Raw genomic sequence first — 22462 nt, 5'->3', positions numbered from 1 at the left:
TCTGCCTGTTGGGTCAACTACTCCCCGCCAGACTCCCCATCCGCGATGCTTGGCTCAGCGCGTCGTTGTTGGCGGGCCGCCATTGTGCAGGCCGTTTACGACAAGTCCATTGATCGAGATCAAGTCACTCCATATCTGTGCGCCACTTCTCACTTTTATCTCCAGGCGTTGACAACGTTTGCACCTGAAACCGTTTTCGTGTGCTGGGCATGCGCAATCGCGGTCGCGCCGACAGCTCATATCGCATGGACGGGCTGATGCTGCCGCGCCGCCATCACCAGCCCGAAGCTGGCCAGCAGTGAGACCGCCGAAGTGCCGCCATAACTGATCAGCGGCATTGGCACGCCCACCACCGGCAACAGGCCGGAGATCATGCCGCCGTTGACCAGCACATAGACGAAGAAGACCAGGCCGGTGGTGCCCACCAGCAGGCGCGAATAACCACAACGCGACTGGCTGGCGATCCACAGGCAGCGCGCGGTGACGAAAAGGAACAGGCTGAGCACCACCGCCACGCCGACCCAGCCGAATTCCTCGGCCAGCACCGAGAAGGCGAAATCCGTGGTGTATTCGGGCAGGAAATCCAGCGTGGCCTGGGTGCCCTGCCCCCAGCCTTTGCCATGCATGCCGCCCGAGCCGATCGCGATCTTGGACTGGATGATGTTCCAGCCGGTGCCCAGCGGATCGTTCTCCGGATACAGGAAGGTCAGCACGCGATCCTTCTGGTATTGCCGCAGCAGGCCGAACCAGGCCAGCGGCGCGGCCACCGACAACCCACCCAGCGCGACGGCCATCCACCACCAGCGCAGGCCGGCCAGCAACAGCGCGAATACCCCGCTGGCAGTCACCAGCGTGGCCGTGCCCAGGTTGGGCTGCAGCAGGATCAGCACCGCCGGGCCACCGATCAGCAACGCGGCGGTCAGCACCGCGCGCGGCCGTGGTGGCAACGGCTGCTTGTGCAGGTACCAGGCCATCATCATCGGCAGACTGAGCTTGAGCAGCTCGGAAGGCTGCAGGTAGAACACGCCCAGGTTCAACCAGCGCTGGCCGTACTTGCCGGTGCCGACCACATAGACGGCCAGCAGTGGCAGCAAGGACAACGTGTAGATCCAGGGTGACCACGCGCGCAGCGTCACCACCGGCAGCCGCGACAGCCCCCACAGTGCGGCAAGCCCGGCGCCGTAGCGCATCGCCTGTGCATGCACGGGCCCGTCCACGCTGTGCAGGACGGCCAGGCCGGCCACCATCAGCAGGCACAGCGCGCCCACCAGGGGCAGATCCAGGGTGCGGAAAAAGAAATGGAACACGGCGCGTGCGCGCTGCAGTAGTTCGACCATGCGGACGACTCCTGTGGATGACGCGACGCACAGCGGGAGGCGACACGGCGAACAGAAAGCGGCCCCGTCAGGCAGGCCGGCGCGAGCGCAGGACCGTAACACGCGCGGGCGCCGCAATCCTTAGCCGATGCGTACCGCCGGGCCACGGCGCACGCATCGCGTCTGCTCAGCCGTAGCCGCCGTGCACCGGATTGTGGCGACGCACCGCCATCACCAGCCCGAAGCCGGCCAACAGCGAGACCGCCGAGGTACCGCCGTAACTGATCAACGGCATCGGCACACCGACCACCGGCAGCAGGCCGGAAATCATGCCGCCGTTGACCAGCACATAGACGAAGAACGCCAGCCCGGTCGCGCCGGCCAGCAGCCGCGAATAGGTATCGCGCGACTGCGAGGCGATCCACAGGCAACGCCCGATCACCACCAGGTACAACGCGAGCACGATCGCCACGCCGATCCAGCCGAATTCTTCGCTCAGCACCGAGAAGGCGAAATCGGTGGTCTGCTCGGGAATGAAGTTCAGGTGCGACTGCGAGCCCTGCCCCCAACCCTTGCCATCGAAGCCGCCCGAGCCGATCGCGATCTTGGACTGGATGATGTTCCAGCCGGCGCCGAGCGCATCGCTTTCCGGGTCCATGAACATCATGATGCGGTCTTTCTGGTACGGCCGCAGCAGCCAGAACCAGGCCACCGGCGCGGCCGCAGCCACACCGCCGACCGCCACACCTACCCACCACCAGGGCAGGCCGGCCAGCAGCAGCACGAACGCGCCGCTGGCAGCGATCAGCACACCGGTGCCGAAGTCCGGCTGCAGCATCACCAACCCGGTCGGCACGCCGATGATCACCGCACTGGTCAGCACGGTGGAGAAGCGCGGCGGCAGCGGCATGCGATGCAGATACCAGGCCACCATCATCGGCAGGCTGACCTTGAGCAGCTCGGCCGGCTGCAGGTAGAACAGCTTCAGATCCAGCCACTGGCGGCCGTACTTGCCGGTGCCCAGCACGAACACGGCCAGCAGCGGGATCATGGAGACTGCATAGATCAGCGGCGTGGCCGAACGGATGCGCAGGATCGAGATCCGCGAAATCGCCCACATCGCGCCCAGGCCAACCGCGAAGCGCGCCCCCTGGGCGAACACCAGGCCGTCACCTCCAGCGCTCTTGAGCACGGCCAGGCCCATCAACATCAGCGCGGCCAGGGCCAGGCACAGCACCCAGTCCAGCGAGCTGCTGAAGCGGACGGCCATGTCGACCGCCCAGCGCAGGAAGACCTTCATCGTGGCCGCTCCGGTGCGGTCGGGGGTGGGGTGGCACTGGGAACGGGTGCACCGGGGTCCGGCGCGGGCGCGGGCGCAGGCAGGCCCACCACCACCGGCATCAGCTCCAGCGCAGCCACGGCGGCGTCGCCCGCCTCGCGCACGGCGCCATCGCCGCCATCGAAGGCGGTGATCCCGATCGCGGTGGTGCCGCGCTCGCTGTCCAGCGGTTCCAGACCATCGGGCATTTTGCCGAGCAGCCAGGCGTCGAAAATCTTGCGTGCGATGGGCGCCGCGGCCGAGCCGCCGTAGCCGCCGCCCTCGACCGCGATCGCCACGGCGATCACCGGATGGTCGGCCGGCGCGAAACCCACGAACAGCGCGCGATGGCGCAGATGCAGTGGCAGGCTGCGCGGATTGACCGCCGCCGTACCGCGCCGGCTGATCACCTGTGCCGTACCGGTCTTGCCCGCCATCACGTACGGCGCGCCTGCGGCCGCACGCGCGCCGCTGCCGCCGGGCTGCATGGTGCCCATCATGCCCTCGCGCACCGCCTGCAGATTGCTCGGCGTGGGGCTGATCGGCTTGCTCTCGCCCGGCGGCGTGGCCGTCCAGTCCGCATCGAAACCGGCGCGCTGCTGCATCACCAGATGCGGCTGGCGCAGCTGGCCATCGGCGATGCCGGCCACGCCGTGCACCAGCTGCAGCGGGGTGACCTTCCAGTCGCCCTGGCCGATGCTGACGTTGACCGTATCACCGGGATACCAGCGCTCTTTGCGTGCCTTGAACTTGGCCGCCGGCGAGGGCAGGATGCCGCCGATCTCGCCGGTCAGATCGATGCCGGTCGGTGCGCCGAACCCGTAGTAGCCCATGTAGTGGTCGAAGCGATCGATGCCCAGATCCAGCGCCAGCTTGTAGTAGTACGTGTTGACCGACTGGGTGATCGACTTGCGCAGATCGGTCCAGCCATGCCCGCCACGGTTGGCATCGCCCCAACCGCGGGAGGTGCCCGGCAGATAAAACATGCCGGTGGACAGGATCTTGTCTTCCGGTCTGCGCACGCCACTGTCCAGGCCGGCCAGGCCGATCAGCGGCTTGATCGTCGAACCGGGCGCGACGCCGCCCAGCACCAGGCGGTTGAACTGCGGCCGCGAGGGGTTGTCGTTGAGCGCCTTGAAATCGGCATGCGAGATGCCGTTGACGAACAGGTTGGGGTCGTAGGACGGCAGGCTGACCATCGCCAGCACTTCGCCGGTGCGCGGGTCCATCGCCACCGCCGCCCCTTCGAACTCGCCGAAGGCGGCGACCATCGCGCGCTGCAGATCGGCATCGATGGACAGGCGCAGATCGCTGCCCGACTGCGCCGCGACCCGGCCGATGGTGCGGATCGCCCGGCCCTGCACGTTGGTCTCGACCTGCTCGTAGCCGACCTTGCCGCGCAGCTGCTGCTCGTAATAGCGCTCCAGCCCGGACTTGCCGATATGGGTCAGCGCGGCATTGCCCTCGCCCAGCATCTCCAGATCCTTGTCATCGACCCGGCCGACGTAGCCGATGATGTGCGCGAACAGATCGCCGTACGGATAGCGACGGGTCAGGTACGGCTCCAGCTCCACGCCGGGGAAGCGCCAGCGGTCCACCGCGAAGCGCGCCATCTCCTCATCGGTGACACGCAGCTTCAGGGTGACCGGCAGGAAACTGCGACGGGCCTTGCGCGACTTGTTGAAGGTCTCGATGTCTTCCGGGCTCAGCGCGAGGATCTTCGACAGGCCCGCCAGGGTGGCGTCCATGTCCTTGACCTTGTCCGGGGTGATGTCCAGGCGGAACGCCGGCACGTTCTCGGCCAGCAGCCGGCCGTTGCGGTCATAGATCATCCCGCGCCCCGGCACCACCGGCCGCGGCTTGATCCGGTTGGCCTCCGAGCGCGTGGCGTAGATGTCGTGGTCCATCACCTGCAGCTTGAAGTACCACCCCCCCAGGCCGAACAGGCACACCAGCACGCCAAGGAAGCCCAGCGCGGCACGGCGCCGGAACTGTTCTGCCTCGGCATGCGGATTCTTGGCCTGGCGGCGCATGTACATGTCAGCGCCCGCGTCGCCCGAAGCGCAGCGCGTCCAGCAGCACGAACACCAGCGGCCACAGCGCCATGCCCAGCAGCGGCGCCCACCAGTACGACCAGGGCAGGGTCGGCTCGCCGACCACGATGTGCACCACCGCGCTGACGATGCGGTCGTTGAACAGCAGGCCGCCGATCGCCAGGATCTGCTGGGACATCGGGAAGAAGCGGATCCGCGCGCGGAAGCGCTGCAGGATGAAGGTCAGGATCACCAGCCGCAGCGCCTGCTCGCCGAGCACGCCGCCATAGAGCAGATCAGCGATGACGCCGCTGGCGAAGGCGATGCCCAGCCCGACCCGGTCCGGTGTCTCGATCACCCAGTACGCCAGCACCAGTGCCAGCCAGTACGGACGCAGCGGCTGCAGCAGCGCCGGCAACGGCAACAGGCCCAGCAGCAGCGCCACGACCAGACTCACCGGCAGCACCCAGGGTTTGTCGCGCAGGCGGCTCATCGTTGTTCCTCCGGCGGCGCGGCGCCGGTTTCGGGCGCGGGCGCAGGCGCGGCTGCGGCACGACGCGGCGTCACCGGTACCGGCGCGGACGGACCGGGCCGGTTGGCCTGCGGTGCATTGGCGGGCGCCGTCGCAGGTGCCGTGGTGGCCGGGGATGAACTCAGCGGCGCCGCAGCCGGGCCACCGGCCTCGCCCGCGTCGCGACGCAGGTTCGGCGGAATGCGGATCGCCTCGCCCGGGCGCAGCAGCAACACGTCGCGACCGCGGTCGAGCTGGGCGGCCGGCTTCAGCTCGCCGACCAGGAAGGCATGCGTGTCATCCGGCCGCAGCGCGGTGATGCTGCCGACCGGGAACCCGGCCGGGAAGCGCCCACCCAGCCCTGAGGTCACGATCTCATCGCCCACTTCCACCCCGGCACTGAGCGGAATGTCGCGCAGCTCCAGGGTGTCGCCGCGACCGTAGACGATCAGACGCACGCCGTTGCGGGCCACGGTAACCGGCACGGCATGGTCGGGGTCGGTGAGCAGCAGCACGGTCGCGCTGTTGCCGGTGGTGGCGATCACCTGGCCCATCAGGCCACCGGCATCGATCACCGCCTGGCCGACATGCACGCCATCGCGGGTGCCGGCGGCCAGCACCAGCCGCTGGCGCACCGGGTCCAGGTCGATATCCAGGATCGGGGCGAGCTGTACGTCCAGTCCGCTGCGTTCGGCCACGTTGAGCAGCTCGCGCAGCTGGGCGTTGTCCAGCGCGGCGGTCTGCAGGCGGGTCAACCGCGCATTGGCGATCAGCAACTGGTTGCGCAGTTCGCGGTTCTCGGTGACGAGCTGGCCGTGGCTGGCGGCGTTGTCCTTGACCTGCGTGCCCAGGCGCCCCGGCAGGCCGGCCAGCGCCCATACCGGCTGCACCAGCACGTTGGCCTGCGCGCGCAGGCGCGACAGCCAGCCCGCCTGGTCATCGAGCACGATCAAGGTGATGGCCAACGCCAGGTAAGCGAGCAGGCGCAGCGGACTGGCGGCATCGCCCTGGCGGGAGGCTACGGGAGGACCGGCGTAAGGCGGCACAGGCGTCGACTGGAAATAATGTGGATGAAGCGCGCGGAACAAGAGCGCAGCGGGAACAGCATGCGACAACGCCCCGGCGAGGTGACGCCCGGCAAGCGACGCTTACCGGAGGCATCACGCCGCAGAGGCGCGTCTACGATACACGGCCGGTACGGCTCACTCCGGCGCAAAGAACTCGTTGCCGTGCATGTCCACCAGCTCCAGCGCACGACCACCACCGCGGGCCACGCAGGTCAGCGGGTCATCGGCCACCTGCACGTGCAGGCCGGTTTCCTCGGAGATCAGGCGGTCCATGTCGCGCAGCAGGGCGCCACCACCGGTCAGCACGATGCCGCGCTCGGCGACGTCGGCACACAGTTCCGGCGGGGTCTGTTCCAGCGCCAGCTTGACCGCGCTGACGATGCCCGAGAGCGGCTCATGCAGGGCTTCAAGCACTTCGTTGGAGTTGATCTTGATCATCTTCGGCACGCCCTCGGCGAGGTTGCGGCCGGAGATTTCCATCTCGATCACTTCCGCCTGCGGGTAGGCGCAGCCCAGCTCGACCTTGATCCGCTCGGCGGTCGCTTCACCGATCAGCATGCCGTGGTTGCGGCGCACGTAGTTGGTGATCGATTCGTCGAAGCGGTCGCCGCCGATACGCACGGAGGCCGAGTAGACGATGCCGTTGAGGGAGATCACGGCCACTTCGGTGGTGCCGCCGCCGATGTCGATGACCATCGAGCCGCGCGCCTCGGTGACCGGCATGCCGGCGCCGATCGCAGCGGCCATGGGCTCTTCGATCAGGAACACATCACGCGCACCGGCCTCTTCGGCCGATTCCTTGATCGCGCGGCGCTCGACCTGGGTCGAGCCGGCCGGCACGCAGACCAGCACGCGCGGGCTCGGGCGCAGGAAGCGCGACTTGTGGACCTTCTTGATGAAGTGCTTGAGCATCGCCTCGGTGTAGGTGAAGTCGGCGATGACGCCATCCTTCATCGGGCGGATGGTGGTGATATGACCCGGGGTACGGCCCAGCATCTGCTTGGCCTCGGCGCCCACGGCAGCCACGGAACGGGTACCACCGATGGCACGGTCCTGGCGCACGGCCACGACCGACGGCTCGTTCAGCACGATCCCCTGCCCACGCACGTAGATGAGGGTGTTGGCCGTGCCCAGGTCGATGGACAGGTCATTGGAGAACATGCCACGCAGTTTCTTGAACATCTGGGAGTTGATCCTGAGGGGTGTCGCGCCCAACGCGGGATGGCGAAAAAATGGGCAGAATTCGAGGCCGACAAGCCTAGCAATCCCCCTGTGCGCGAGCAAGGACAAATCTGGCCGAAAGCCAGCCTTCACGGCCATTCAGGCCAATCCGGACAGCCCGGGTTCTGGCCCAAAGCCGCCCTACCCGTTAACCTTTGCGCCGCAGGGCGCCGCAGGGCGCCGTTTCGTTGCCCGCCCAACGGGCCTCAAACCCCCTTCCGCATAGGCCTTACTCGATGTCCGCTTTGATCTGTGGTTCTCTTGCCTTCGACACCATCATGGTGTTCCCGGACCAGTTCAAGAATCACATCCTGCCGGACAAGGTGCACATCCTGAATGTGTCGTTCCTGGTGCCGCGCATGCGTCGTGAATTCGGCGGTTGCGCCGGCAACATCGCCTACAACCTGTACCTGCTGGGGGGCGAGCCGATCCCGATGGGCACGGTGGGTTCGGATTTCGGCCCGTACCGCGAGTACTTCCAGGGCCTGGGCATCGACCTGAGCCGGGTCAAGGTGATCGATGAGCTGTTCACCCCGCAGGCGTTCATCACCACCGATCACGACAACAACCAGATCACCGCCTTCCACCCGGGCGCGATGATGCGGTCCTACGAGAACCACGTGAAAGACGTGCCGGGCGTGACCCTGGGCCTGGTCGGCCCGGATGGGCGCGAGGGCATGATCCAGAACTCGCAGGAATTCTTCGAGGCCGGCGTGCCGTTCATCTTCGACCCGGGCCAGGCCATGCCGCTGTTCAACGGCCCGGAGCTGCGCACCTTCATCGAGCAGGCCGACTACGTCGTCGTCAACGACTACGAGTCCAACCTGCTGCAGGAGCGCACCGGCTGGGATGAACAGGCGATCGTGAGCCGGGTCAAGGCCTACATCACCACCCGTGGCCCCAAGGGCGCCGTCATCCACACCCCGGAAAAGACCTATGACATCCCGCCGGCGCACGAGCGCCGCGTGGTCGATCCGACCGGCTGCGGCGATGCGTTCCGCGCCGGCCTGATCTACGGCATCGAGAAGGGCTACGACTGGCTGACCATCGGCCGCATGGGCAACCTGATGGGCGCGCTGAAGGTCGAGCACCCGGGCACCCAGAACCAGCGCTTCACGTTCGATGAGTTCAATGAGCAGTTCAAGCAGCAGTTTGGTTACGCGTTGAACGCGTAAACAAACTGCCCGCGCATCCCACCTTATCCCCCCGCCTTCGGCGCGCCCCCTTGAGCCGACTGCGCCTGTGGCGCAACCGGCCCGCGCATCCCACCTTATCCCCCCGCCTTCGGCGCGCCCCCTTGAACATCAAGGGGGCTCTCCACCAGACGGGAATCGGGGGGGGGGATGAGGGTAGAGCCAGGCCATGCCTGGCTGCTTTCCGGGTCCACCGCCTGCCGATCATGGGCAGGAACTTGTCCGGCGCGGTCAGGCCGACATCTGGTTGCCTTCCCATGCCGCCAGCACCTGCCCGCAATCGGCCAGGTGCCAGCAGGCCATGCCCGGCCAGGGGTTGTCCGGGCTGTTGAGCAGCACGGTGCGGGTGCCGGCGGCACGGCCGCATTCCAGGTCGAAGCGGTAGTCGCCGACCATCACCACCTGGGCAGGATCCACCTGCCAACGCTCAACGAAATAGCGCAGGCCCGCCGGTGACGGTTTGGGCTCGGCTTCGTCGCGGCCGATGATGTCCTCTCGGGCGAACACGTCCCGGACACCGATCGCCTGCAGGGTCACCTCGGCGAGTTCGCGTGCGTTGCGGGTCAGGATGCCCAGCCGGCAGCCCGCCGCGTGCAGCGCGCGGATCAGGGCGACGGCGCCGGGGGCGGGCTGCGCCGCCCCGGCCAGCGCACGTTCGTGTGCGAGCAACCACGCATGCTTGGCCGCGGCCTCCTCGGCCGGCAGCGCCGCCAGATGGGTGAGGATGTCGTCGTCCGGGGGAATCGCAAGGTCACGTTTGATGCGCTGGAAATCGTGCACCGCCACGGTCAGCGTACCGTCCATGTCGAACACCCAGTGACGGATCGCCGGCAGGCCGCTCACTTCCACCACTGCGGCATGCGGCTGGCATCCACACCACCGGTTTCGAACACGGCCGTGCGCGTACCACCGGCCTTGACCGGGAACTCGATGCTGATCACCTTGGCCTTGCGCGCCAGGTTCCACAGCGCTTTCTGGTCGGTGATGAACATCGCGATCGCTTCATCGGTATCCGGGCGCCAGGCGGCCATGGACACCGGCTTGCCATCGTCGACGGTCACCTTGACCTGGCACTTCGGGCAGCGGAAATCGCCGGCCTGCAGCACGAGGTACGCATGGCGCTTCCATTCGGGATGATCGCGGAACACGAGCTGCACCGGCTTGGCACCGCTGCCATCCACGTCCACGCGCTCCTTGCTGTAGATCTGCGCCGAGGACTGGATGCCCTTGGTGCCCACCGGGATCTGGTTGTACTGCCACAGGGCCTGCAGACGGCGCGTCTCGCGCGCGGCCTCGGCCTTGGCCTTGACCTCGGCGTAGCCCGGTTCGATCCGGGCGGCGACGTCGGTGTCCTTGTACTGGTCCAGCAGCGAGCCACCGTGGATGCGGGCACGCTCCCAATCCTGCGCGGCGACCGCCATGTCGTACTGCTTGGCTACGCCTTCGGCCTTTTCTTCCTGCTGCGCCTTTGCGGCAGCCGCGGCGGCTTCCTGCGCCTGGCGCTCGGCCTCGGGGTTGCTGCAGGCCGCCAGCGCGAAGGCGCAGGCCGCTACCAGGATCAGTCGTTTCATTGCGTGCTCCGTGTTGGACGATGACGCGCCGGGCGCCTGAGCCTACTTTATCGCCAAGCGCGTCATGCCGGTGCGGAGCCGCACGCGGCCGATCTCACTTCGTCGCCGGCTGTCCTTCGCGCCACCACTGCGTGGACGGTGCCGGTGCCCGGATATCCAGACGTTCGCCCATGTGCGGCGCGGTCAGCGCCACGTCCTGTTCCTGCGCCAGCGCGGTGATGCGTTCGAACGGTTCGGTCCACGGATGCAACGCGAGGTCGAAGGTACCGTTGTGGATCGGCATCATTACCTTGCCACGCACGTCCAGATGCGCCTGCAGGCTCTGTTCGGGCTGCATGTGCACATCGGGCCACTGCGCATCGTAGGCACCGGTCTCGATCATGGTCAGGTCGAACGGGCCGTAGCGCTCGCCGATGCGGGCAAAGCCGTCGAAGTAGCCGGTGTCGCCGCTGAAGAAGATCCGGGTACGCCCGGTGTCGATCACCCACGACGCCCACAGCGTGCGGTTGCCGTCGGCGAGGGTGCGGCCGGAGAAGTGCTGGGCCGGGGTCGCGACGATTTTCAGGCCCTCCACGCGGGTGTCCTGCCACCAGTCCAGCTGCACGACCTTCGCGGCCGGTACGCCCCACCCGATCAGGCGGTCGCCCACGCCGAGCGCGGTGACGAAGTGCTGCACCTTGGGCGCGAGCGCGAGGATGGCATCGTGGTCGAGGTGATCGTAGTGGTCGTGGGAGATGATCACGCCGGTGATGGGTGGCAGTTCGTCGATGGTGAGCGGCGGCGCATGGAAGCGCTTGGGGCCCATGAACGACATCGGCGAGGCACGTTCGGCGAAGACCGGGTCGGTCAGCCAGAAATGGCCGTCCAGCTTCATCAGCATCGTCGAGTGACCCAGTCGCCACAGGCTGTCGTCGGGCGCGTCGAGCAGGGCCTGGCGGCTCAGCGCCTGCACCGGAATCGGGGCCAGCGGAGTGGCGTCGGCGGGCTTTTCGAACAGCATTTTCCACATCACGCCCAGCGTGCCGACGAAGCCCAGCGCGCTCTTGCCTGCGGGATTGTGGAAGTGCCCGTCGCCGAATTGCGGCGACTGGTCATAGGCGGCCGCCGGGCGGGCACCGCAGGTCAACAGGCCAATGGACATGGCGATCAACACCGTCAGAAGGAGGAGGAATCGAGGCAGGCGACGTTTCATGCGGGGCTTGCCCTGGAAAGTACACCGTCGAGTTTACTTGTCTTTTCCGAAAAGTAAACTGAACGGTGTAAAATAATCCGCATGACCGCCCCCGACCGTCCCAGCCGCCTCACCGACCGTAAACGCGAGGCCATCCTCCGCGCCGCGGTGGCCGAGTTCCGCGAATTCGGCTTTGCCGGCACCAGCATGGATCGCATCGCGGCCACGGCCGAGGTGTCCAAGCGCACCGTGTACAACCACTTCGCCAGCAAGGACGAGTTGTTCACCGCCATCCTGTGGCAGCTGTTCGAGGCCAGCCAGGCGCTGGCTGTCGTGCCCTACGACCCGGTACGGCCGCTGCGCGATCAACTGTTGCTGTTCGCGGCGCGCAAGATGCACCTGCTCGACGACCCCGGCTTCATCGATCTGTCCCGGGTCGCGATGGCCGAACTGGTCCATGCCCCCGAGCGCGCGCGCGCGATGATGGACAAGCTGGCCGAGAAGGAAGAAGGCCTGACCGGCTGGATCCGCGCGGCCCAGGCCGATGGCCGGCTGCGCACGGACATGCCGCCGGCCGAGGCCGCGCACCAGTTGCAGGCGATGCTCAAGGCCTTTGCGTTCTGGCCGCAGATCACCTTCGGCCAGCCACCGCTCACGCCGGCACAGCAGCAGCAGGTGATGCACGACTGCGTGGACATGTTCCTGGCGGTCCGCGCGGTGTGAGCGCCGGCGCCCAGGCATAAAAAAACGGCGGGTTTCCCCGCCGTTTTTCGTTCAACCGATGCGTCTGGCGATTACGGCTTGGCCGTGCCCGCCTCGGCCTTGTCCAGCATGTCCTGCACCGAGCCCGTGGTGATCGGGTGGTAGCCCGGCTTGGCCTTGGCGAAGGCGGCCTTGGCGAAGGCCAGGCCTTCCGCTGTCTTCACCAGTTCGGCGTAGATCGGCATGATCAGCTTGCGACGGCCGACGCGCTCGATGAACGCACCGGCGGCTTCGTTCGCTTCGCTGTAGCCGCTGCGGATCGTCAACGGATACCAGCGCATCGCGATCTCGCCGTTGGCGGTACCGGTGAAGTGGTAGGCCTTGTCCAGCGCGGCCAGCTTCTCCACCGGCAGGGTCTTGCCCAGGCCGTCGATGAAGTGCACCCATTCCTGGGTGCCCCACTCGCCGGTGATCTGCGCGTTGGGCAGCGTGTTGCTGCCCTGCCAGGCGATGCGGGCGGTATCGACGATGGAGAAGTTGCGCGAGCGGGCCTTGGTCGCGAACGACGGAATGCCCGGCTCGTCCAGCCATGCCTTCAGCTCGGCGTCGCTGACGGCGCCGGGCTTCTTGGACAGCAGGTTCTTCTTCAGGTACTCGACGAACTGGTCGGTGTTCGCGCTCTGGAAGGCATGGTCATCGAACCAGCCCCGCAGGAACGGATCGAAGGTTTCGCGGCCGAAGCGCTGTTCCAGGAACTGCAGGAACCAGGCGCCCTTGACGTAGGCGACCTGGCTCAATGCCTCGTCCGGGTCACGCTCGCTCAGCGGCGGCAGGGCGAGGGCCTGGTCGGCCGCGCTCATGTCCTTCACTTCGGCGAGCAGATCGTTCTGGTCGATCTCGCGCTCCATCTCGGCCATTTCCTGGCCGTACAGCGCCTCGGTGATGCGGCCCTGCACGTAGGTGGTGAAGCCCTCGTTGAGCCAGATGTCCTTCCAGCTGGCGTTGGTCACCAGGTTGCCCGACCAGCTGTGTGCCAGTTCGTGGGCCACCAGCGAGACCAGCGACTTGTCGCCGACGATCACGGTCGGGGTAGCGAAGGTCAGGCGCGGGTTTTCCATGCCACCGAACGGGAACGACGGCGGCAGCACCAGCATGTCGTAGCGGCCCCAACGGTATTCGCCGTAGAGCTTCTCGGCAGCGCCGATCATCTTCTCGGTGTCTTCGAACTCCTTGGCGGCCTTGCCGACCATGGTCGGTTCGGCCCACACGCCGGAGCGGCCGGAGATCGGCTCGAACACCAGGTCGCCGGCGGCGATGGCCAGCAGGTAGGACGGGATCGGCTGCGGCATCTTGAAGGTGTAATCACCATCACGCGCGGCCTTGGGATCGTTGTCGGCGCTCATCAGCACCATCACGTCCGGGCGCGAGGTGACATGCGCGCTGTAGGTGAAGCGCACGCTCGGCGTGTCCTGCAGCGGCACCCAGGAACGGGCGTGGATGGCCTGGGACTGGCTGAACATGAAGGGCAGCTTCTTGCCCTCGGTCATCGACGGCTCCAGCCACTGCAGGCCCGAGGCGGTCGGTGCGGTGTGATAGGTGATCACGACCTTGGCCGGCTGATCCGGCGTCTCGATGCTCAGCTTGCTGCCGAACACCTTGTCGGCCGGTGCCAGCACGAACGGCAGCGGTGCAGCCTTGCCGTCGGCGGCGATCGCCTCGACCTTCTCCACGGTGAGCTCGCGGGTGTCCAGCACCAGCTGCTTGGCGGCCTTGTCCTTCCACTCCAGCGTGTAGGTCGCGGTGCCGCCGATCTGCTTGCTGTCGAAATCCAGCTTCAGGTCCAGCGCGATGTCCTTGACGACGACCTTGTCAGGCTCGGCGTACGAACTTTCATCGTGGCTGCGGCTGTCGGCTTTCATGGCAGTGCTCGCCGGGGCGGTGGCAGTGGGATCGACGGTCGGAGCCGCCGGTTCTTTGGAGCAGCCGGACGCCAGGGCGACGGCCAGGGGAATCAACAGGAACGGAGATCGCATGAACGGGACCGATCAGGGTGAAACGACCAGTTTACCCCCTGTCCCCGACGCCCGCGCAGGCCATGCGTGGCGGTTCGCGCATTCAGTCCTCGGCGCGCAACAGGCGCCCGCCCCCGGCGTACTTGGCCCGGTACATCGCCGCATCGGCACGCCGGTAGGCCTCGCGCAGGTCATCGCCGGGGCGATACGCGGCCGCGCCGGCGCTGGCGCGTACCGGCGGGTCGCCGGCACGCGCGGGCGCGGCCAGCTGCGCCAGCCAACGCGTCACCCGCTCGCCGGCCTCGTTGCCATCGGCGTGTACGGCCAGCAGGAACTCATCGCCGCCCCAGCGCCCGATCCAGTCCGGGCCGCGCAGCCACTGTCGCGCGGTCTCCACCAGCCGCACCAGCACCTGGTCGCCGGCCAGATGGCCGTGGGCGTCGTTGATCGGCTTGAGGTTGTCCAGATCGACCACGAACAGGGTCAGCGGACGGGCCTTCTCGCTGGCCCAGGCGGCGGAATCGGCCAGCGCCTGCTCGCAGCCGCGCCGGTTCAGGGCCTGGGTGAGCGGATCGAGCAGCACACTGCGACGCAGGTCACGGAGGCCGGCGTCCACGCCATGCAGGTTGCGGTTGATGCTGCGCAGCAGCCGGCCGATCTCCTCGTGGCCCAGATCGGGCAGATGCGGCAGGCGCTGCTCGTCGTAGTAGGCCTCCAGCGCATCGGCGGCCTGGCGCAGCGGCGCCATCAGGCGGTACAGCGCCATCATCGCGATCGCCGTGCCGAGCAGCGTGGCCAGCAGGACCACGCCGACCACGGTCCACATCACGCCGCGCGCGTAATGGCCGGTGGCGGCCATCCACACCAGCAGGACCAGCAGCGGCACGTGCAGGCCAAGGAAGACCACCGCCATCAGCTTGGCGGTGAACGAGCGGGGAAACACACGGGCAAGCCCGCGGTACAGACGCATGGCAGGCCCTCTTCGACAGCCTGCCTGCAGTGTGGCCGAGCTCCCTCAGCGGGAACCGGACCTCTGTCTCAAAGTTTGTAGCCGGAGTGAATCGAAACGATGCCGCCGGTCAGGTTCTTGTAATGGCAGCGCTCGAAACCGGCCTCGGCCATCATGGTTTTGAGCTGCTCCTGCGGCGGATGCTTGCGGATGCTCTCGGCCAGGTACTGGTAGCTGTCGCCATCACGCGCGAACAGCTGGCCCAGCTTGGGCAGGATCTTGAACGAGTGGAAATCGTAGATCGGCTTGAACCAGTCGGCGGTGACTTCCGAGAACTCCAGCACGCGCGCCTGGCCGCCCACCTTGAGCACGCGATGCATCTCGCGCAGGCCGGCTTCCTTGTCGGTGACGTTGCGCAGCCCGAAGGCGATCGTGACCAGATCGAAGCTCGCATCCGGGAACGGCAGCGCCTCGGCGTTGCACTGCACGTAGTTCAGGCCTGCGACCAGGCCGCGGTTGGTCAGCCGGTCACGGCCGACGGAGAGCATGCCGGCGTTGATATCGCCCAGCACCACTTCACCCTCGTCACCCACCCGCTCCTTGATCAGCGCGGCGATATCGCCGGTGCCGCCGGCCAGATCCAGCACGCGGTCGCCCGGCTTCACCTGCGCGGTGGCCACGTAGTAGCGCTTCCACGCCCGGTGGATGCCCAGGCTCATCAGATCGTTCATCAGGTCGTAGCTGCGCGCGACCGAGGTGAACACTTCGCCCACCAGCTTCTGCTTGTCCTTCGCAGCGACATCGCGGAAGCCGAAATGGGTGGTGCCAGTCTTGTAGGGGGATTCGCTCATGGGGACGATTATCGCACCGCCGGCGCCGTTGCGGCAGGCCGCCCACTATCATGGGGGCCTTCACGTTCCTGGATTGCGCATGATCACCACCCCCGACTACGCCGCCCTGCTCGAAACCGCCATCGCCGAAGCCCGCCAGGGCCTGGCCGAAGGCGGCATCCCGATCGGCGCCGCGCTGTACCACAACGACGGCCGCCTGCTCGGCTGCGGCCACAACCGCCGCGTCCAAGAAGGCGACCCCTCGGTGCACGGCGAAACCGATGCCTTCCGCAAGGCCGGCCGCCAGCGCCGCTACCAGGACACCATCATGGTCACCACCCTGGCCCCGTGCTGGTACTGCAGCGGGCTGGTGCGCCAGTTCAACATCGGCACCGTGGTGGTGGGCGAGTCGGTCACCTTCCAGGGCGGCATCGAGTGGCTGCGCGAGAACGGGGTCAAGGTGATCGACATGCAGAGCCAGGCATGCATCGACCTGCTTGGCGGCTTCATCAGCGCCCATCCCGAGGTCTGGAACGAAGACATCGGCGAATAAGAAACACCACCGTTCCGCGCGGATGCGCGCGGAACCTGCCCGCGTGATGCCAATACGCAGCGCGCGGGTGCTGCAACGTTCTGAATGCTTCAGTGAGCAAGGCGGTGCGCAAGGCCCTGTGCCATGGGTGTATGCACGTGACACCGTCACGCGCCGCACACCGCCGTGGGACATCGCGAACACGCCGCACTAACAACCGCGCTGCATGAACGTCTTAAGGTGGTTGCACAGGGGGCACCATCGTCGAGGAGACGTCATGCATGCCCAAACCCGCCGCACCTCCTCCGTCGAACCTGCGTTGATGGACGCGTGGGAAAGACTGCAGGTGCACTACGCACGCCACCAAAACGCCGCGCCTTTCTGGGATGCCTACCAGGCCATCCAGGAAGAGTTGACGCGGTCCCATCCTCATCATCGCGTCGCCGTCTGCAACCGGCTGGCGACGCTGGCCGAACGCCTGGGGGTGGTCCACCACGCGCATCTGCTGGGCGAACAACGGGGCGAACGCCGCCACACCGGCTCCACATCGCCATGACATCACATGCACCGCGCCCTACGCCATCATCCAGATTCCCTTCTTCCCATATTGAAGTGACCATGTCCTCCGCCCAGATCTCCATCCCTGCCGTCATCGATGTCGACGCCGAAGTCAGCTACTGGCGCCAGCGTCACGCCGACGGCAACCTCGGGACGGGCTCATTCGGCCATTACGTGCCGTGGATCAAATTCGCCTGCGATTCGCTGATCACGCAACCGCGTGCCAGTGATGAGGAGCGCGATGAAATGTTCCAGACTCATTACGCGCTGCAGATCATGCCGCGCCTGTCCGAAGACCAGGCCCGTCAGTTCGTTGACCAGTGCTGGGAACACGTTTACCTCGCCGGTCGCCAGGACCAGGCATCGCGCCCGCGGCTGCATGCCCGCGTCTGACCTGCGCCGGCTGCACAGCGCCTGCACGGCGCCCCACCAATGATGCAGGCACCTCGGCTCCCACCTGTCGTGCCTCATGAAACTGCGCAGTCTCTTCAATCTTGTCGCCAAGAAGGCGTCCTATGCGGCAGGAACGCCGTGGACCTTCCTGGCGGCGGTGACGATCGTGGTCATCTGGGCCTTGAGCGGCCCGATCTTCCGGTTCAACGACACCTGGCAGCTGGTGATCAACACCGGCACCACCATCATCACCTTCCTGATGGTGTTCCTGATCCAGCACAGCCAGAACGCGGATACCGCTGCGATCCAGATCAAGCTCGATGAGCTGATCCGCGCGACGAAAGCGGCCAACAACGAACTGCTCGATCTCGAAGAGCTGGACGAAGAGCGCCTGGAAGAAATCCGCCGCGAATACGAACGGATGGCCCGCGAAGCAGGCAGCGCATTGGATCGCGCGCGCCGCTGCCACGGCGATGGCCGGGCAGACGATCCCTGAGCGGCGCAGGTGCGGCAACGTGGCCGCACCCGCGTGGATCATTCACCCGCGCTCGTGCCAACCGCCGCCGAGCACCTTGTACAACGCGACCTGATTGGATTGCCGGGCCAGCTGCGTGCTGACCAGCGACTGCCGTGCGGTGTACGCCGTACGGCGTGCATCCAGCAGGGTCAGGAAGCTGTCCAGGCCGGCGTCATAGCGTGCCTGCGACAACCGCTGCGCCTGCTCCGCCGCCGCCACCAGCGCCTGCTGCGACGACAACTGCGCATCCAGACTCTCGTTGAGCGCCAGTGCATCGGCCGCCTCGCGGAAACCGACCTGGATCGCCTTCTCATACTGCGCCAGCGCGATATCGCGATCCGCCGTGGCCATGCCCAGATTGGCGCGCAGCTTGCCGCCCTGGAAGATGGGCAGGTTGAGCTTGGGAATGAAGCTCCACACGCGCGTGCCGCCGTCGAACAGCCCCGACAGCTCCGACGAGGCCGACCCGATGTTGCCGGTCAGGCTGATCGACGGGAAGAACGCCGCGCGCGCCGCACCGATGTTGGCGTTGGCCGAGAGCAACACGTGCTCGGCCGCCATCACGTCCGGCCGCTGCAGCAGCACATCGCCCGGCATCCCGGCCGGCAGCGGCCGCACGCTGGCGACCTCGGTCACCTCCGCCTGCGGCAGCAGCGAGGCATCGATCGGCCCACCGGCCAGCAGCACCAGCGCGTTGCGATCCTGCGCGACCTGCCCGGCAAAGCGCGCCACATCGGTGCGCGCGGTTTCCACCAGGGTACGGGTCTGGCTCAGTTCCAGCGCCGAGGCGCCACCGAGCTGACGGCGGGCCTCGGTCAGGCGCAGCGAATCCTCATAGGTGGCCAACGTCGCCTGCGCGATCCGCAGCTGCTCGCTGTCCGCGCCCAGGGTCAGCCAGGCATTGGCCACCTCGGCCACCAGCGACAGCTGCGCACTGCGGCGGTTGGCCGCTTCGGCGAAGTACTGCTGCAGCGCCGCCTGGCTGAGGTTGCGCACGCGGCCGAACAGATCCAGTTCGAACTCGACCACGCCGAGGTTGGCACTGAACTGCTCGGTCACCGGGGCATCGCCGCCACTGCGGGTCATCTGCCCCTGCACACCGACCGCCGGCACGCGGTCGGCGCGCTGAATGCGGTACTGCGCCCGGGCACGCTCGACATTGAGCACGGCCACGCGCAGGTCGCGGTTGTTCTCCAGGGCGTGGGTGATCACCGTCTGCAGGCGCGGATCGACGAAGAAATCGCGCCAGCCGATGTCGGCCACCTCCATCGGTGCGGTGGTCACCGCCCCTGCGGTGGCCGTGCCCGGCCACTGCGCGGGAATCGCCGGGGCGACTTCGGTGCTGCGCGGCTCCAGCGTCGAGCAGCCGGACAGCACCAGGCTCACGGCCAGCGCCAGGCTGGCCATCATGGGCTTACGCATCGGAACCTCCGGCGTTCTTGCCGTACTTCTTGCGATTGAACACGCGCTGCACCACCACGAAGAACAGCGGGATGAAGAACACACCCAGCACCGTGCCGACCAGCATGCCGCCGAGCACGCCGGTACCGATGGCCTGCTGTGCACCGGAACCGGCACCGGAGGCGATCGCCAGCGGCAGCACGCCCAGGCCGAAGGCCAGCGAGGTCATGATGATCGGGCGCAGACGGTCACGCACAGCGTGCATCGTCGCCTCGATCAGGCCGGCGCCCTTCTCCAGGTTTTCCTTGGCGAACTCCACGATCAGGATCGCGTTCTTACTGGTCAGACCGACCGTGGTCAGCATCGCCACCTGGAAGTAGATATCGCGCTCCATGCCACGCATGGTGTTGGCCAGCACCGCGCCGAGGATGCCCAGCGGGGCCACCAGCAGCACCGAGGTCGGCACGCTCCAGCTTTCATACAGCGCGGCCAGGCACAGGAACACGATCAGCAGCGACAGCGTGTACAGCAGCGGCGTCTGCGAACCGGCCTGGCGCTCCTGGTAGGACAGCGCGGTCCACTCGATGTCAAAACCGGCCGGCAACTGCTTGGCGAGCTTCTCCACTTCGTTCATCGCATCGCCCGAGGCCACGCCCGGGGCCGGCTCACCCTGGATTTCCATGGCGGACACACCGTTGTAGCGCTCCAGGCGCGGCGAACCGTAGTCCCAGCGCTGGCTGGCGAAGGCCGAGAACGGCACCATCTCACCGGCGGTGTTCTTGACCGACCACAGGTTGAAGTCTTCCGGGTTCATGCGGAACGGCGCATCGGACTGCACGTACACGCGCTTGACCCGGCCACGGTCGATGAAGTCATCGATGTAGCTGCTGCCCCAGGCCGCAGCGAGCGTGGTGTTGACCGCCTCCAGCGACAGGCCCAGCGCACTGGCCTTGCCGACGTCGATGTCGATGCGCAGCTGTGGGGTGTCTTCCTGGCCGTTGGGGCGCACGTTGGCCAGCAATTTGCTCTGCCCGGCCATGCCGAGCAGCTGGTTGCGTGCGTCCAGCAGCGCCTGGTGACCAGCACCGCTGGTGTCCTTCAGGAAGAAGGTGTAACCCGAGCCGATACCCAGTTCCGGCATCGCCGGCGGCGGGAAGGCAAAAATGAAGGCGTCCTTGATCCCACCCAGCGCGGCCATCGCGCGACCGGTCACCGGCATCGCACCCTGATCGGCATCACGGTCCTTCCAGTCCTTGAGCTTGACGAAGGCCATGCCCGCGTTCTGGCCCATGCCGGCGAAGCTGAAGCCCTGCACCGAGAAGATCGACTCGATCGCGTCGGCCTCGTTCTCCATGAAGTGCTTTTCAAGCTTGTCGATCGATTCCAGGGTGCGTTCCTGGGTGGCGCCGACCGGGGTCTGCACCAGCGCCATCAGGATGCCCTGGTCTTCATTGGGCAGGAACGAACTGGGCAGGCGCATGAACAGCAGGCCCATCACCAGCGCGAGCGCAGCGAACACGCCCATGAAGCGCCACGGACGGCCAAGAATGCCGCGCACGCCACGCTGATAGCCATTGCTGGAACGGTCGAAACCCCGGTTGAACGCGTTGAAGAAACGCCCCGACCAGCCCTTGTGGGCCACGTGGTGTTCGCCCTTCTTGAGCGGCTTGAGCATGGTGGCGCACAGCGCCGGGGTCAGCACGATCGCGACCAGCACCGACAGGGCCATCGCCGAGACGATCGTGGCCGAGAACTGGCGGTAGATGACGCCGGTGGCCCCGCTCATGAAGGCCATCGGCACGAACACCGCCGACAGCACCAGGCCGATGCCGACCAGCGCGCCGGTGATCTGGCTCATCGATTTGCGCGTGGCTTCCAGCGGCGAGAGTCCTTCCTCGGACATGATCCGCTCGACGTTCTCCACCACCACGATCGCGTCATCGACCAACAGGCCGATCGCCAGCACCATCGCGAACATGGTCAGCATGTTCACCGAGAAGCCCAGCGCGGCCAGGATGCCGAACGTGCCCAGCAGCACCACCGGCACCGCGATCGTGGGGATCAGGGTCGCGCGGAAGTTCTGCAGGAACAGGTACATCACCAGGAACACCAGCACGATGGCTTCGATCAGGGTCTTGATGACGCCCTTGATCGAGACCTGCACGAACGGCGTGGTGTCATACGGCACCACCGCCTTCAGGCCGGCCGGGAAGTTCGGCTCCATCTCATCCAGCGCCGCACGCACGCCATTGGCGGTGTCCAGCGCATTGGCGCCGGTCGCCAGCGTGATCGCGATACCCGACGACGGCTTGCCGTTGTAACGGGTCACGAAGTCGTACGACTCCGCACCCAGCTCGACGCGGGCAACATCGGACAGCCGCAGTTCGGCACCGTCCTGCGCGCTGCGCACGATGATGTTGCGGAACTGCTCCGGGGTCTGCAGGCGGTCCTGTGCGTTGATGGTCGCGTTGAGCTGCTGGCCTTTGATCGACGGCGCGCCGCCGAGCTGACCGATGGCGACCTGCGCGTTCTGCGCGGTGATCGCGGCGATCACTTCGGCAGTGGACAACTTGTAGGTGTGCAGCTTGTTGGGGTCCAGCCAGATACGCATGGCGTACTTGCCACCGAACACCTGGATGTTGCCCACGCCTGGCACGCGGCTCAGCGGATCGACGATGTTGGAGCCGACGTAATCGGAGATGTCGTTGGCATCCATGCTGCCGTCTTCAGAGACGAAGCCGAGCACCTGCAGGAAGCCACTGCTCGACTTCGCGACGTTGATGCCCTGGCGCTGCACTTCCTGCGGCAGCAGCGGCATGGCCAGCTGCAGCTTGTTCTGCACCTGCACCTGCGCGATATCCGGGTTGGTCCCGCTCTCGAAGGTGAGGGTGATGGTCGCCTGGCCGTTGGCCGAGCTGTTGGATGAGAAGTAGATCAGGCCATCCAGGCCTTTCATGTTCTGCTCGATGATCTGCGTCACCGAGTCCTCGACCACCTTGGCCGATGCACCCGGGTAGCTGGCGCTGATCTCGACGGCCGGCGGTGCCACTTCCGGATACATCGACACCGGCAGCTTGAGCACCGCCAGGCCACCGGCGAGCATGATGATGATCGCAATCACCCACGCGAAGATGGGGCGATCAATGAAGAAACGTGCCATGGAATTC

20 protein-coding genes are annotated in these 22462 nt (G+C 66.8%); 6 read left to right on the top strand and 14 right to left on the bottom strand.

Annotated features, from left to right (window positions below; translation table 11 throughout):
• Positions 1 to 236: 236 nt before the first annotated feature.
• The 6 genes from rodA (ABE472_RS16160) to ABE472_RS16135 form a co-directional block, all read right to left on the bottom strand.
• Complete coding sequence (gene rodA / locus ABE472_RS16160; protein WP_346466624.1) at positions 237 to 1337, bottom strand: rod shape-determining protein RodA; 1101 nt, start codon at positions 1335 to 1337, stop codon at positions 237 to 239.
• A gap of 166 nt (positions 1338 to 1503) precedes the next feature.
• A complete protein-coding gene (gene rodA, locus ABE472_RS16155) occupies positions 1504 to 2616 on the bottom strand; it encodes a rod shape-determining protein RodA (protein WP_313213001.1) in 1113 nt (370 codons plus the stop codon).
• Positions 2613 to 4673 (bottom strand): penicillin-binding protein 2, encoded by a 2061-nt coding sequence (mrdA, locus tag ABE472_RS16150; protein ID WP_313212999.1) that lies wholly within the window; start codon positions 4671 to 4673, stop codon positions 2613 to 2615. The genes rodA (ABE472_RS16155) and mrdA overlap by 4 nt, the downstream gene beginning before the upstream one ends.
• A 1-nt stretch (position 4674) precedes the next feature.
• On the bottom strand, positions 4675 to 5160 hold the full coding sequence (mreD, locus tag ABE472_RS16145; RefSeq protein ID WP_019186042.1) for a rod shape-determining protein MreD: 486 nt from the start codon (positions 5158 to 5160) through the stop codon (positions 4675 to 4677).
• Positions 5157 to 6224, bottom strand: coding sequence for a rod shape-determining protein MreC (mreC, locus tag ABE472_RS16140; protein WP_313212996.1), 1068 nt, complete (start codon positions 6222 to 6224; stop codon positions 5157 to 5159). The genes mreD and mreC overlap by 4 nt, the downstream gene beginning before the upstream one ends.
• Positions 6225 to 6380: 156 nt before the next feature.
• A complete protein-coding gene (locus ABE472_RS16135) occupies positions 6381 to 7427 on the bottom strand; it encodes a rod shape-determining protein (protein WP_019186044.1) in 1047 nt (348 codons plus the stop codon).
• A gap of 275 nt (positions 7428 to 7702) precedes the next feature.
• On the opposite strand from ABE472_RS16135, the gene ABE472_RS16130 reads away from it, so the two are divergent.
• The gene (locus tag ABE472_RS16130; RefSeq protein WP_346466623.1) at positions 7703 to 8641 is read left to right on the top strand and encodes a carbohydrate kinase family protein; all 939 of its coding nucleotides are present in this window, start codon (positions 7703 to 7705) and stop codon (positions 8639 to 8641) included.
• 249 nt (positions 8642 to 8890) lie between these two features.
• Here ABE472_RS16130 and ABE472_RS16125 read toward each other — a convergent pair whose 3' ends face one another.
• The 3 genes from ABE472_RS16125 to ABE472_RS16115 all read right to left on the bottom strand — a co-directional run bounded on the left by ABE472_RS16125 (position 8891) and on the right by ABE472_RS16115 (position 11371).
• Positions 8891 to 9511 carry an HAD family hydrolase gene (locus ABE472_RS16125; protein WP_346466622.1) on the bottom strand — a complete coding sequence of 207 codons (621 nt, stop codon included), beginning with the start codon at positions 9509 to 9511 and terminating at the stop codon, positions 8891 to 8893.
• Complete coding sequence (locus ABE472_RS16120; protein ID WP_313212991.1) at positions 9499 to 10230, bottom strand: hypothetical protein; 732 nt, start codon at positions 10228 to 10230, stop codon at positions 9499 to 9501. Before ABE472_RS16120 ends, ABE472_RS16125 begins: the two co-directional genes overlap by 13 nt.
• Positions 10231 to 10324: 94 nt before the next feature.
• Complete coding sequence (locus ABE472_RS16115) at positions 10325 to 11371, bottom strand: MBL fold metallo-hydrolase (protein WP_346466621.1); 1047 nt, start codon at positions 11369 to 11371, stop codon at positions 10325 to 10327.
• 132 nt (positions 11372 to 11503) lie between these two features.
• Between ABE472_RS16115 and ABE472_RS16110 the strand changes: the two genes are divergently transcribed.
• Positions 11504 to 12124, top strand: a complete 621-nt coding sequence (locus ABE472_RS16110) for a TetR/AcrR family transcriptional regulator (protein ID WP_346466620.1) — start codon at positions 11504 to 11506, stop codon at positions 12122 to 12124.
• A gap of 71 nt (positions 12125 to 12195) precedes the next feature.
• Here ABE472_RS16110 and ABE472_RS16105 read toward each other — a convergent pair whose 3' ends face one another.
• The 3 genes from ABE472_RS16105 to ubiE form a co-directional block, all read right to left on the bottom strand.
• Positions 12196 to 14136, bottom strand: a complete 1941-nt coding sequence (locus ABE472_RS16105; RefSeq protein WP_346466619.1) for a M1 family metallopeptidase — start codon at positions 14134 to 14136, stop codon at positions 12196 to 12198.
• Positions 14137 to 14218: 82 nt separating this feature from the next.
• Entirely contained in the window at positions 14219 to 15085 is an 867-nt protein-coding gene (locus ABE472_RS16100) for a GGDEF domain-containing protein (protein WP_346466618.1), read from the bottom strand.
• A gap of 68 nt (positions 15086 to 15153) precedes the next feature.
• Positions 15154 to 15915 (bottom strand): bifunctional demethylmenaquinone methyltransferase/2-methoxy-6-polyprenyl-1,4-benzoquinol methylase UbiE, encoded by a 762-nt coding sequence (gene ubiE / locus ABE472_RS16095; protein WP_070471930.1) that lies wholly within the window; start codon positions 15913 to 15915, stop codon positions 15154 to 15156.
• A gap of 79 nt (positions 15916 to 15994) precedes the next feature.
• On the opposite strand from ubiE, the gene ABE472_RS16090 reads away from it, so the two are divergent.
• The 4 genes from ABE472_RS16090 (at position 15995) to ABE472_RS16075 (ending at position 17873) form a co-directional block, all read left to right on the top strand.
• Positions 15995 to 16447, top strand: a complete 453-nt coding sequence (locus ABE472_RS16090; RefSeq protein ID WP_019186053.1) for a nucleoside deaminase — start codon at positions 15995 to 15997, stop codon at positions 16445 to 16447.
• A 256-nt stretch (positions 16448 to 16703) separates the two neighbouring features.
• The gene (locus tag ABE472_RS16085) at positions 16704 to 16982 is read left to right on the top strand and encodes a hypothetical protein (protein ID WP_313212399.1); all 279 of its coding nucleotides are present in this window, start codon (positions 16704 to 16706) and stop codon (positions 16980 to 16982) included.
• Positions 16983 to 17044: 62 nt separating this feature from the next.
• Entirely contained in the window at positions 17045 to 17377 is a 333-nt protein-coding gene (locus ABE472_RS16080) for a hypothetical protein (RefSeq protein WP_313212400.1), read from the top strand.
• A gap of 76 nt (positions 17378 to 17453) precedes the next feature.
• A complete protein-coding gene (locus tag ABE472_RS16075; protein WP_313219562.1) occupies positions 17454 to 17873 on the top strand; it encodes a low affinity iron permease family protein in 420 nt (139 codons plus the stop codon).
• Positions 17874 to 17915: 42 nt separating this feature from the next.
• On the opposite strand, the gene ABE472_RS16070 is transcribed toward ABE472_RS16075, so the two are convergent.
• Both ABE472_RS16070 and smeE read right to left on the bottom strand, forming a co-directional pair.
• The gene (locus ABE472_RS16070; protein WP_313219561.1) at positions 17916 to 19316 is read right to left on the bottom strand and encodes an efflux transporter outer membrane subunit; all 1401 of its coding nucleotides are present in this window, start codon (positions 19314 to 19316) and stop codon (positions 17916 to 17918) included.
• Complete coding sequence (gene smeE, locus ABE472_RS16065) at positions 19309 to 22455, bottom strand: multidrug efflux RND transporter permease subunit SmeE (protein WP_313219560.1); 3147 nt, start codon at positions 22453 to 22455, stop codon at positions 19309 to 19311. Before smeE ends, ABE472_RS16070 begins: the two co-directional genes overlap by 8 nt.
• Positions 22456 to 22462 lie beyond the last annotated feature (7 nt).

Origin of the sequence: Stenotrophomonas sp. TWI809 (assembly GCF_039673205.1) — a bacterium.
GTDB lineage: Bacteria > Pseudomonadota > Gammaproteobacteria > Xanthomonadales > Xanthomonadaceae > Stenotrophomonas.
Note: the sequence above shows the minus strand (reverse complement) of the source record. Positions and strands in the feature narration are given on the sequence as shown.

Coding starts and splice junctions, on each gene's coding strand:
- ABE472_RS16110 (WP_346466620.1), top strand. CDS start 11,504: ATGACCGCCCCCGACCGTCCCAGCCGCCTCACCGACCGTAAACGCGAG.
- rodA (WP_346466624.1), bottom strand. CDS start 1,337: ATGGTCGAACTACTGCAGCGCGCACGCGCCGTGTTCCATTTCTTTTTC.
- mrdA (WP_313212999.1), bottom strand. CDS start 4,673: ATGTACATGCGCCGCCAGGCCAAGAATCCGCATGCCGAGGCAGAACAG.
- ABE472_RS16100 (WP_346466618.1), bottom strand. CDS start 15,085: ATGCGTCTGTACCGCGGGCTTGCCCGTGTGTTTCCCCGCTCGTTCACC.
- smeE (WP_313219560.1), bottom strand. CDS start 22,455: ATGGCACGTTTCTTCATTGATCGCCCCATCTTCGCGTGGGTGATTGCG.
- rodA (WP_313213001.1), bottom strand. CDS start 2,616: ATGAAGGTCTTCCTGCGCTGGGCGGTCGACATGGCCGTCCGCTTCAGC.
- ABE472_RS16080 (WP_313212400.1), top strand. CDS start 17,045: ATGTCCTCCGCCCAGATCTCCATCCCTGCCGTCATCGATGTCGACGCC.
- ABE472_RS16115 (WP_346466621.1), bottom strand. CDS start 11,371: ATGTCCATTGGCCTGTTGACCTGCGGTGCCCGCCCGGCGGCCGCCTAT.
- ABE472_RS16085 (WP_313212399.1), top strand. CDS start 16,704: ATGCATGCCCAAACCCGCCGCACCTCCTCCGTCGAACCTGCGTTGATG.
- ABE472_RS16105 (WP_346466619.1), bottom strand. CDS start 14,136: ATGCGATCTCCGTTCCTGTTGATTCCCCTGGCCGTCGCCCTGGCGTCC.
- ABE472_RS16070 (WP_313219561.1), bottom strand. CDS start 19,316: ATGCGTAAGCCCATGATGGCCAGCCTGGCGCTGGCCGTGAGCCTGGTG.
- ABE472_RS16090 (WP_019186053.1), top strand. CDS start 15,995: ATGATCACCACCCCCGACTACGCCGCCCTGCTCGAAACCGCCATCGCC.
- ABE472_RS16135 (WP_019186044.1), bottom strand. CDS start 7,427: ATGTTCAAGAAACTGCGTGGCATGTTCTCCAATGACCTGTCCATCGAC.
- mreD (WP_019186042.1), bottom strand. CDS start 5,160: ATGAGCCGCCTGCGCGACAAACCCTGGGTGCTGCCGGTGAGTCTGGTC.
- ABE472_RS16075 (WP_313219562.1), top strand. CDS start 17,454: ATGAAACTGCGCAGTCTCTTCAATCTTGTCGCCAAGAAGGCGTCCTAT.
- ABE472_RS16130 (WP_346466623.1), top strand. CDS start 7,703: ATGTCCGCTTTGATCTGTGGTTCTCTTGCCTTCGACACCATCATGGTG.
- ubiE (WP_070471930.1), bottom strand. CDS start 15,915: ATGAGCGAATCCCCCTACAAGACTGGCACCACCCATTTCGGCTTCCGC.
- ABE472_RS16120 (WP_313212991.1), bottom strand. CDS start 10,230: ATGAAACGACTGATCCTGGTAGCGGCCTGCGCCTTCGCGCTGGCGGCC.